The following is a 10,485-nucleotide window of genomic DNA, read 5'->3' as shown; positions in this document are numbered from 1 at the left end:
CCGGACCGGGCGCGGGCACGGCCGCCTGACGCGGCGGGTCCCGCGGGCGGCGCCGCGCGGGACCCGCCCGTGCGTCATTCCTCCAGGCGGATGGCCAGGGCGGGGCACACGGTCTCCGCCTGGCGCACGTCGGGCGCGGTCTCGGCCGACGGCTCGGCGTCCAGCAGGATCGCGATGCCGTCCTCCTCGCGCTGGTCGAAGACGTCGGGGGCCGCCAGGACGCACTGGCCGGAGGCCACGCACCGGTCCTGGTCGAGATGGATCTTCATGGGCTTCCTTCGGACGAGGGGGGGCGGGTTCGGTCGACGGCCCGCGGGCGGGCTCTGCCGGCGGGGTGCCGTGCCGCGCCCGTGGCCCGGGCGCTGCACGGACCCGCGCGGGTCACCAGGTGACGGGGAGCTCGTAGACGCCGTAGACGGAGCCGTCGTGCTTGAACGGGACGGCGTCGAGATCGGCGGCGAGACGCAGCGTGGGCACCCGCCGGTACAGCGTCGAGTAGACGACCTGGAGTTCCATCCGGGCCAGGGGCTGACCCAGGCACTGGTGGACGCCGAACCCGAACGCCACGTGGTGGCGCGCGTCCCGGCCGATGTCCAGCCGGTCGGGGTCGGGGAAGGCGTCGGGGTCGCGGTTGCCGATGTCGTTGGCCAGGATCAGTCCGTCCCCGGCCCTGATGGTGCGGCCCCCGAGTTCGATGTCCGCCGTCGCGACGCGGCGCCGGCCGCTGTGGGTGATGTGCAGGTACCGCAGCAGCTCCTCCACCGCCCCGGCCACCTGCTTGGGGTCGGTGGCCGCGCGCAGGGCGTCCAGCTGGTCCGGGTGCCGCAGCAGCGCCAGCGTGCCCAGCGCGATCATGTTCGCCGTGGTCTCGTGGCCCGCGATCAGCAGCAGCACGCCGATCCTGGCCGCCTCGGCCCGCGGCAGCTCCCCGGCCCGCACCCGTTCCGCCAGACCGGACAGGAGGTCATCCGCCGGGTGGTCCAGCTTCTGCCCGACGAGGTCGTCCAGGTACTCCGTCAGCTTTCCGAGGGCCGCGGCGCGGTCCTCGGCCGTCGCCGTGCGCCTGATGATCGTGGTGCTGTTCTCCTGGAAGAAGCCGTGGTCGGCGTACGGCACGCCGAGCAGCTCGCAGATGACGAGCGACGGCACGGGGAGCGCGAACGCCCGCACCAGGTCGACGGGCCCGGGGCCCGCGAGCATCTCGTCGAGGAGGCCGTCCACGATCTCCTGCACCCGGGGGCGCAGGGCCTCCACGCGCTTGATGGTGAACGGCGCGGTGACCATGCGGCGCAGCCGTGCGTGCTCCGGGTCGTCCATCAGGATGAAACCGATGCTGTTGCCCGTCACGGGCACCTGCGCGGGATACCCGGGCCGGGTGACGTCGGCGCTGACCCGGGGATCGGCCAGCAGGGCGCGCTGGTCGGCGTAACGGGTCACCACCCAGGCGGTCCTGCCGTCCGGCAGGCCGACCGTGGCGAGGGGGCCCTCCTGCTGCTTCTGCCGCAGCGCGGGCGGCGGGTCGAACGGGCAGCCCGCGGCGCGCGGCATGGGGAACTCGGGGAGGTCGGGCGGCTGGTGCCCGACCTGTGACTGTGTGGGGGGCATGGCGTCCTTTCGCAGGGGGTGGACGGTGTGCTGTTCCGCCGCCGGCTCGCGGCCGCGGGGCGGAAGCGGGGGAGGGCTTCGCGCGCCGACGCGTCGCCGCGCGCCCGGGCGGGAGCGCGGGGGCGGTCCCGCCGCGTGGGGGCCCGTCTCGTAACGGGGCGGGGTCGTGGGGGAGCGCGGTGCCGTACGGCATGCGTGCCGCACCACCGTGGCCGTGTGTCGCGGAAGGGTGCCGCGGTGGGGGCGGTGACCGGGACGTCCCTCCGCGCGGGGGCCGCGGTGTCAGGGGGCGGGCGCCACGGGCGCCAGCCACAGGCCGGTGAGCGCGTCGACGAGTCCGCTCGCGTAGGCGGACCAGCTGGTGCGGGGGGTGTGCGTGCCCTCGGCCAGGGCCCGTTCGCGTTCGGCGAGCATGTGCACCATCAGGTGGCGGGCCATGTCGGCCCGCTCGATCCGTACGGGCAGCGGCAGTTGGGGAAGGCACCGGTTGAGGCCGTCCAGGGTCCGGCGGATCGAGGGCCCGAAGGTCTCGTCGACCATCAGCTCCCGCAGCACCGGGTCCGTCATCAACTGGGCGCCGAAGCGGGCGTACCAGGTGGGACTGCCGAGCTCGGCCAGATGCTCGGTGCCGGGCCGTACGAGGACCGCCACCCAGTCCCGCACCGAGGAGGAGCCGCCGATGTCCGCCAGCATGTCCTGGCGCAGGGCGTCGATGCGGTCGCTGTGCCGGCGGACGATGGCCCGCAGGAGGTCCGTCTTCGTGCCGAAGTGGTAGCCCACCGCCGCGTTGTTGCCCTGTCCCGCCGCCTCGCTGATCTGGCGGTTGGACACGGCGAACACACCGTGCTCGGCGAACAGCCTCTCCGCCACCGCGAGGATGGCCTCCGCGGTTCCGCCGCCCCGCAGGGTCCTGGACGTCTTCCCGGGCATGGCCGCCACCGTACCGGGCGGACGTACGGGCCGGCGTCTGCCGGCTCCCACGGCGCAGGGTGCGCCGGGCACGGTGGCCGCAGGCAGCGGGTACGCCATCGGTCCGTCGCGGTCCTCCCGGCCCATCTCGCTCTCCCCTCGCCCCGATGTCTGTGATCAGTGAACGCGGGGCACTCACGTAAGTCAAGCGACTGACTTAATTCGCGCCACGGCCCCAACTCGCCCACTCCACACGGAGGTACAGAGCGGTGTCCACCTTCACGTCGACGCCGGGGGCAGGGCCCCGGAACAACTCCCGGTGCGGCGCCAGGCGGCATGGTCGCCGTCCTGGCACCGGCCGGGATCGTCGTCTCGGACTCCCGCCCGCCCGGCTGGGGTCGGCGACCGCCCTGATGAGCGCGTCCCTCGGCATGGGCGGCGCGCTGGGTCTGCCACTGGCCGCCATCCTGCCCCGACGCGTCGACTGGCAGGTGCTGTTCCGGGGCGCGCCGGAGGCCGCGGTGGCGGCCGCCGAGGCCGAGCCGGCCGCTCGGGCGGCCGGTGGCCCGTGCCGCCCGGCCGTCCCGGCGCGCGGTCAGCGCGCGGTCGGGGGCGGTCGGCGGGCGGGGGTCTCAGCCGGGCAGATCCTCGGGGCGCTTCGCGGCCAGGTGGCCACTGAGCAGCCCGGTGGCCTGCGCCACCTCGATGAGGTAGCCGTCGGGGTCGCGCACGTAGCACCGGGTCTCGGCGCCGCGGTCGATGGGCGGGGTGACGAACTGCGCGCCGCGCTCGCTCCACAGGCGGTAGCAGGCGCCGATGTCGGCGACGCGGAGGTTCAGGAAGATGGACGTCGTGTCGCCCGGCTCGTAGTCGACGACGCTGATGCCGGGTTTGTCGGGCGTGGGCGGGCCGCCGGGGTTCATCAGGATCCACGTGTTCGCCAGCTTCACGATGCAGGGGTTCTCCTCCAGCACGACGGTGCCGCCCAGCACCTGGGAGTAGAACGCCCGCGAGCGCGCGACGCTGCGGACGGTGATGAACATGGTGACCAGGAAACCCTCCTGCGGAGCCGGAAGGTTGTCGTGATCGATGTACGGCCGCTTCTCCGCCATGTCGTTGCCACCCGACTGTCGTCCGAGGTCTCCTACGGCGTCTCCCGCACCAACGTAGGCGACGCCGGCCGGACCCGCCCGCCGAGCCGCCCGGCGGGCCCACCGGTCCCCGGCCCCGCGGCTGCCGCGCGGGCTCCGCTCGGGGCGGATCGACGGCCTTCGCGGGCCCTCACCGCCCCCGGGGGGCGGCCACCGGCGTCCCGCCCGGGCGGAGCCGTGTGGAACGTCACCCGCCGCGGCGCGAGGCGGTGTTCTCCGAACGCCTCGGCATCCGCCGTAGGACGGGGCGCCGTTCAGCCCCGACCGGCGGCGCCGGGCCCCGCCTCGCCGCCGACGGGCCGGAGGGCGCCGTGCAGTACGACGTCGATGGTGGCCTGGAGCAGGTCGGCCGCGCTGCGGTCGAGTTCACGCGGCAACTCGGACTCCAGCAGGCGCTCCAGCGCGCCGCGCGTGATCACACTGAGCAGCTCGGGCGGCGTGGGCAGTAGGCCCCGCTCGTGCCCCGCGGCGAACAGGGCGTCGACGCGCCGGTAGACGACGTCCTCGACACGCTGCTCCACGTAGGGCCGCAGCATCGGATCGCCGCGCCCCCACAGCAGTTGGGGAGCGCCGATCCTGGAGAGCTCGTTCCCCGCCGCCACCAGGAAGGACGCCACCTGCTCGGCGAAGGGCCGCCCGGCCGCCGACTCGGCCGCCGCGGTCAGGGCCCGCTCGACGCGTGCGAACTGCCGGTCGAGCACCGCGGCCAGCAGTGCGCGCTTGCCCGGGTAGTACCGGTAGATCGTCTTCTTCGACATGCCGAGGTCGCGGGCGAGGTCGTCCATGCTCGTGCCGCTGAAGCCGAGGGCGAAGAAGAGCCGGTCGGCCGCGTCGAGTACGAGTCCCGACGCGTCCGTCGCCGGTCCGCCCGCCGGGTCCGCCTCCACGGGACCCGCGGGAGCGCCCGGTTGCGCGGAAACTGTATGTGCTGAGTGGGTTTCCACGAGGCTCACTCTGGGCGGGCGACCGGCGCCTGTCAATCCCCGGCGGGTGGCCCCGGGGACGCCGCGCCCCGCCCGGCGCCCCGGCCCGACGCCGCGCCGCGGTGTCCGGCGCCGTCACCCGTTGAGGAGGCGGCCCGCCTGAGCGAGGATCAGCTCCGGGTCGTCGACCGCGGGGTAGATCCACTTCGTGTTGATGTCCTGCTTCATGGTCTTGGCCACGGGCCCGGTGGCCGTCACCGTACGCTCCCAGCCGTTGGTGAGGACGGCGCCCGCAGAGCCGAGGTCCAGGGCGTTGCTGTAGGGGTCCGAGGCGAACGGCATCGGGTCGGTGCCGAGGAGTTCCGCGGCCACGTTGTGCCCGGCGCACTTGCCCATCGGCTGCGCGTGCTGGCAGCTCTGGATCGTCACGTGGCCCTCCTCCGCCGGGGCCGCCGCGGCGTCGCCGGCCGCGTAGACGTCCGGCACCCCGGTCACCCGCATGTAGGCGTCGACGGCCAGCCGGCCCTGCCGGTCCCGTTCGCCGGGCACCTGGGCGGTCAGCGGGCTCGCGATCATCCCGGCGGTCCAGACGACGGTCGCCGCCGGGATCGTCTCGCCGTCGGAGAGCACGACGCCCTCGGGGCTCACGGACGACACGGTACGGCCGAGCCGCCGCTCGATCTTCAGCTCGTCGACGGCCTTCTCGATCTCCGGCCGGGGGCCCGGGCCCAGCTCGGGACCGAGGACGTCCGCCCGGTCGACCAGCACGACGCGCACGTCCTCGCCGGCGCCGAGGGGTCCCGCCACCGTCCCCAGGCGCTCGCCGAGGACGGTGGCGACCTCCACGCCGGTGAAGCCCGCCCCCACGACGACGGCCGTGTACCGGCCCGCCTCGGAGGTCCGCCGGGGCAGCCGCCGCAAGTGGTGGTCGAGCGCGGTGGCGGCGGGCAGCGTGTCGACGTCGAAGACGTGCTCCGCGCCGGGGAAGGGCGGGCGCACGAGCCGGCTGCCGGCCGCCAGGACGAGCCGGTCGTACGTCAGGGTCAGCTCCGCGCCGTCGCGGCCGACCGCTCGGACGCAGTGGGCGCCGGTGTCGATGCCCGTCACCGTCGCGGTGACGCGCCGCACGCCGATCGGGCCGAGGACGCGGTCGAGGGGCACCCGCATGCTCCCCGGGTCCTCCTCGTACAGGCGCGGCCGGATGACCAGGTCGTCGCCGCCGCTGACGAGCGTCACGCGCAGCTCTCCGTCGGCCGCCCCGGCGGCCCGGGCCGTCCGTACGGCACCCGCCGCGCTCCAGACGCCGGCGAATCCGCCGCCCACAACCAGGATGTCCTTCATCGTCTCTTCTTCCTCTCGCTTGCGCCGACCGCCGCTCGTCGCACCGGGGAGCGGGCGCGCCGGGCACGCCGCCCTCCCGGGCTGCCGCCCCGTGCGGCACTCCCGAGCTATCCAGGACATTACATATCCTGGATATTGAGTGTCAAGGTTTCTTGGAGGGGCCCGAGAGGGCAGAGGATCGAAGGGCCCGAGGGGGAGAGGCGGGAGTCCCTGGCCGGTCCGCGGGCGGCGTTCCGGCAGGCAGTCGCCGACCGGCTCGACGTGAAGGGGTCCAGGACAGGTAATGTCCGTATTATGCGAATGGCCAAGGGTGTCGAGTGGGCCCTCCACACACTGCTCAACCTGGACATGGCCGGCGGCGGGCCCGTCGGCAGCAGCCAGTTGGCCCAGGCCCACGGGCTGCCCGCCCCCTACCTGAACAAGCAGCTCCAGCAGCTGTCCCGGGCCGGACTGCTCGCGTCCACCCCGGGGCCGCGCGGCGGGTTCAGCCTCACGCGTCCGCTCGACGCCATCACGCTGCTGGACGTGGTCCAGGCCATCGAGGGCGACGCCGACATGTTCCAGTGCACCGAGATCCGCTGCTGCGGCAGGATCGGCGAACTCTCGCCGCGCCCCACCGGCCCCTGCCCCGTCAAGAATGCGATGAGCCGGGCCGAGGCCTCCTGGCGGGAGGCCCTGGCCGCACAGACCCTCGCCGAGATCAAGGCCGAACTCGACACCGGCCCCGTCGTCGGCGAGATCATCCGCGCCGCCCTCCGCTGAGACGGGGCACGCCGCCCGCCGTCCCATGACTCGGTGCGGTGCCCCCGGGGGCGTATCGGCTGGTTGACGGGTTCGTCGGTACCGACATACCGTACAAACATGCCTATCGGGGAGCGGCGTACGCGTCGCGCCGGCGGAACCAGGCGGCTCGAAGTGCTGGACGCCGTCATGGACGTACTCGGTGAGCGCGGATACGAGGGCACTCGTTTCGCGGACATCTCCGGGGCGAGCGGCGTGGCCGTCAGCACCCTCCAGAACTACTTCGGTTCGCGCGAGGACATGCTGATCGAGGCGATGCGCCGGTCCGTGGACCGGGAAGTCGCCGCACTCGAAGCCGTGGCCGCGGCCCGGAGCGATCCCTGGCCGCGCCTCCTGGCGCTCGTCGACCGCAGCCTCGCGAACACGGAGGGCACACTGCGCACGCTCATCGAGTTCTGGCGCACCGGCATCCGCGACGAGGAGGTGCGGGAGTACAGCGCGGAACTGCAGGTCCGCTACCGCGAGCCGTTCCTGCGCGCGATGGAGGAGGGCCGCGAGGCCGGCACCTTCACGCCCGAACACACCCCGGTGGAGATCGCCGACTTCCTGATGGCCGCGCTCGCCGGTGTGATGATCCCCCGGGTCCTCCACCACGAGACGCCCACCGCCGAGGGATTCCGCTCCGTGCTGGTGTCGCAGCTCCGCGGGGCGCTGGGCACCCGTGGCTGAGCACCGGCCGCGGCGCGCGAAGACCGGCCCGCCGGGCCCGCCCCGGGACGGCGCCGGGATGCGCCGCCCGACGGCGGGAATCATCCGTACCCCGCGGCTGGACCTGCTGCCGCTGCGCGTCGAGCACGCCCCCGAGATGGCCGAGCTGCTGGGCGACCCGGCGCTGCACACCTTCATCGGCGGCACGCCCCTGGAGCCGTCCGCGCTGCGGTCGCGTTACGAGCGCCTCACGGCGGGCTCGCCCGACCCGGCCGTCTCCTGGCTGAACTGGGTGATCAGGCACCGCGAGGAGGAGCGCCTCACCGGAACCGTGCAGGCGACGGCCGCACCCGCCGGGCACGGGCTCCTCGCCGAGATCGCCTGGGTGCTGGGGACCCCGTGGCAGGGCAGGGGCATCGCCGTCGAGGCGGCCCGGGCGCTGGTCGACGGGCTGGGCGCCCAGTCCGTGCACACCGTCATCGCACACATCCACCCCGAGCACCGGGCGTCCGCGGCGGTCGCGGCGGCCGCGGGGCTGGCACCGACCGGCCACCTGCACGACGGTGAGATGCGGTGGCAGCGCGTCCTGGTTCCCTGACCTGCGCCGCGCGGCCGTCGCTGGCACGCTCGCACCGAGGGCCCGGCCCGCGCCGGGCCCGGTCGCGGTGAGCCCCGTACCGCCGGTTTCCACACCACGGCGTCACGCCTGATCGAACGCGGCGCGGCAGCAGGTCCATCGGATGGAGCAACACAACACCCCGTCAGGGCTAAGCCCGCGCCTTTCGGAGTGCGGTGTGCACGACGGCGTCCCACGATGACGGGAAGTCACGGGCGGGCCGGAACCATCCGCCTGCGCCCCACTCTCCGAGGAGACGCAGAGCGCAATGAAGAACACCGGTAGATCACAGCTGTTCCGAGAGATGGGCGCCGAATTCGCCGGCACGATGGTGCTGTTGCTGTTCGGCGCCGGCGTTGTCGCCCAGGTCGTCGCGGGTGGCGCGCTCACCGACCCCAAGGGCGGCCTGGGCGACCACGACAGCATCTCGTGGGCCTGGGGCCTCGGCGTCACGCTCGGTGTGTACGTCGCAGCCCGACTCAGCGGCGCCCACCTCAACCCTGCCGTCACCCTGTCCCTCGCGGTCTTCCGAGGGTTCTCCTGGGTGAAGGTCATCCCCTACGTCTTCGCCCAGACGCTCGGCGCGTTCGTCGCCGCGCTGCTGGTGCGCTGGAACTACACCGAGGTCCTCGCCAAGGCGGACCCGAAGCACACCTTCATGACGCAGATCGTCTTCTCCACCCTGCCGGGCAACGGCAACGCCGCGGCCGGCGTCCACGAGTGGGGAGCGTTCCGCGACCAGGTGATCGGCACGGCCCTGCTGCTGCTGCTCATCTTCGCCATCACCGACATGCTGAACACACCGCCGAAGGCGAACCTGGCGCCGTTCATCATCGGCCTGGTCGTGGTCGCGATCGGCATGGCCTTCGGCACCAACGCGGGTTACGCCATCAACCCGGCCCGCGACTTCGGCCCCCGTCTCGCGAGCTTCATCACGGGCTACCACAACGCGTGGCGAGACCAATGGGGCAACCTCTACTTCTGGGTGCCGATCGTCGGGCCCCTCGTCGGCGGCCTGATCGGCGCCGCGTTCTACAAGTTCGTCATCGAGCGGTGCCTGCCGACCGCCGAGGCCGAGCCTCCCGGCCGGGTTCCCCAGCCCGAGGAGTGACGCGGGCGGACCCGGCACCGCGCCGGGCCCCACGCGCCACACCGACGGGCCCCGTCCCGTACCACCCTGCGGGCCGCCTTCCCTGCGAAGGCGGCCCGCAGGGTTTTCCGCGTCGCGGTGCACCGGCACACGAACCGCGCCGGCGGGCGGGACGCGGGGACCACGTCACGTGGCGCGGACGTACGGGCCGCGTCCGCGGCCGTATCCGCGCCCCGCGTTCCCCCGCCGCCCCGCCCCGTGCGGCAGCCCGCCCCCGTACCGAACGGGCCGCCGTGGGGGAGCGGGCGATCAGGTCCCGGTACGGAACGGGCCGCCGTGGGAAAGCCGCCGGTCGGTCCCCGTACCCGCCGCGCCGCCGCCGCGAAGGGCCGGGAGGTCAGGCCCCGCGCTTGACCGGGCCCACGACCGTGCCGGGGGACACGGTGAACCTGCCCTCCGCGAACGACGTCCCGGGAATCACCCCGCCCGGGGTGCGCAGCGTGAACGACGCCTCGTCGGCGGACTTCGCGTGGCCCTTCCCGGGCACCTGGATGTCGAAGTGGACCGGGTGGCCCGGGCCGAAGGTCACCCGCGTGCCCTGCGCTCCGGTGCGGCCGGCGCGGATGCCGACGGACGAGCCGTGACGGGTGAAGCGCACATCGCCGGGCGAGCCCGCGAGCGTGCAGGCGTCGTACCCGCGCGGCGCGCTGAGGGTGACGCGGTAGTGGTGGTGCCCCGCGGTGTCGGGCGCCTTGGTGATCTTCGCCAGGTGGTTGGCGGGGCGGCAGGCGGACGGCGCGGCGCCGGCCCCCGACGGCGCGGCCTGTGCGACTCCTGCTCCCGCGGCGGCGATCAGCGCTGCGGCGGCGACGAGGACGGCGGTCTTCCGGTTGGTACGCATCAAGAACACTCCTTGCATCGTGCAATGGCCCTTGCGGGTGTTCGCCGCCGGGGCCATGGTCACCACGATCCTTGCCCCTCCTGATTCGCCGGGAATGTCTCAGAATCGCTACGGCCGCGATGTCGGGCCGGAGAGACGTGGGCCGCGACAGGGCGGGCCGGGGACGAGGCTCAGCCGCGGAGGGCGTGGCGACGGTTGGCCTTCGGCCTTTCCGCTGTGGGCATCTGACGCCCCATGAAGTGAGAGTGCGTCATTCCGCTTCTCCTCACGGGGCCGTCTTTCCCTCAAGGGGGTCGTCGCGAGGACGAAAGTTACGCGAGGGACGACTGATACGTAACGTCGACTTAACCGGATCGCGACCTTGCCAATCTTGACGTGCTCAAAACCGCTTGCGATCGTCAAGAACGGCGCTACCGCATCGCGCGGTCGCCTGAACCGGCCCACTCCCACGCGAGGTTGTCGCTCCATGCCCGGCGCACTGCTCACCCCTGCTCGGCCTA

Annotated in this window: 11 protein-coding genes; 4 read left to right on the top strand and 7 right to left on the bottom strand. The window is 73.7% G+C overall.

The window, feature by feature from the left end; all coding sequences use genetic code 11:
* Window positions 1-74 precede the first annotated feature (74 nt).
* From L1885_RS05310 to L1885_RS05285, 6 genes are all read right to left on the bottom strand, one after another.
* The gene (locus tag L1885_RS05310; protein WP_235795794.1) at window positions 75-269 is read right to left on the bottom strand and encodes a ferredoxin; all 195 of its coding nucleotides are present in this window, start codon (window positions 267-269) and stop codon (window positions 75-77) included.
* A gap of 112 nt (window positions 270-381) precedes the next feature.
* Window positions 382-1,605, bottom strand: a complete 1,224-nt coding sequence (locus L1885_RS05305) for a cytochrome P450 (RefSeq protein WP_235795793.1) — start codon at window positions 1,603-1,605, stop codon at window positions 382-384.
* A gap of 282 nt (window positions 1,606-1,887) precedes the next feature.
* Window positions 1,888-2,535, bottom strand: a complete 648-nt coding sequence (locus L1885_RS05300) for a TetR/AcrR family transcriptional regulator (protein WP_235795792.1) — start codon at window positions 2,533-2,535, stop codon at window positions 1,888-1,890.
* A 611-nt stretch (window positions 2,536-3,146) separates the two neighbouring features.
* A complete protein-coding gene (locus L1885_RS05295) occupies window positions 3,147-3,626 on the bottom strand; it encodes a VOC family protein (protein ID WP_235795791.1) in 480 nt (159 codons plus the stop codon).
* Between the two features lie 293 nt (window positions 3,627-3,919).
* A complete protein-coding gene (locus L1885_RS05290; RefSeq protein ID WP_235795790.1) occupies window positions 3,920-4,552 on the bottom strand; it encodes a TetR/AcrR family transcriptional regulator in 633 nt (210 codons plus the stop codon).
* Between the two features lie 171 nt (window positions 4,553-4,723).
* Window positions 4,724-5,929: an NAD(P)/FAD-dependent oxidoreductase gene (locus L1885_RS05285; RefSeq protein ID WP_235795789.1), complete on the bottom strand. Its 1,206-nt coding sequence runs from the start codon at window positions 5,927-5,929 to the stop codon at window positions 4,724-4,726.
* Window positions 5,930-6,223: 294 nt separating this feature from the next.
* Here L1885_RS05285 and L1885_RS05280 point away from each other — a divergent pair, with 294 nt between their 5' ends.
* The 4 genes from L1885_RS05280 (at window position 6,224) to L1885_RS05265 (ending at window position 9,105) form a co-directional block, all read left to right on the top strand.
* Entirely contained in the window at window positions 6,224-6,691 is a 468-nt protein-coding gene (locus L1885_RS05280) for an RrF2 family transcriptional regulator (protein WP_235795788.1), read from the top strand.
* Window positions 6,692-6,790: 99 nt separating this feature from the next.
* Complete coding sequence (locus L1885_RS05275; RefSeq protein WP_235795787.1) at window positions 6,791-7,399, top strand: TetR/AcrR family transcriptional regulator; 609 nt, start codon at window positions 6,791-6,793, stop codon at window positions 7,397-7,399.
* Between the two features lie 58 nt (window positions 7,400-7,457).
* Window positions 7,458-7,976 (top strand): GNAT family N-acetyltransferase, encoded by a 519-nt coding sequence (locus tag L1885_RS05270; RefSeq protein WP_235795786.1) that lies wholly within the window; start codon window positions 7,458-7,460, stop codon window positions 7,974-7,976.
* Window positions 7,977-8,262: 286 nt separating this feature from the next.
* Window positions 8,263-9,105, top strand: a complete 843-nt coding sequence (locus L1885_RS05265) for an MIP/aquaporin family protein (protein WP_235795785.1) — start codon at window positions 8,263-8,265, stop codon at window positions 9,103-9,105.
* A 376-nt stretch (window positions 9,106-9,481) separates the two neighbouring features.
* On the opposite strand, the gene L1885_RS05260 is transcribed toward L1885_RS05265, so the two are convergent.
* A complete protein-coding gene (locus tag L1885_RS05260; RefSeq protein ID WP_235795784.1) occupies window positions 9,482-9,985 on the bottom strand; it encodes a DUF4232 domain-containing protein in 504 nt (167 codons plus the stop codon).
* Between the last annotated feature and the right edge of the window lie 500 nt (window positions 9,986-10,485).

It is taken from the genome of Streptomyces fuscigenes (assembly GCF_021556455.1).
GTDB lineage: Bacteria > Actinomycetota > Actinomycetes > Streptomycetales > Streptomycetaceae > Streptomyces > Streptomyces fuscigenes.
This window is presented reverse-complemented; position numbering and strand designations above follow the sequence as displayed.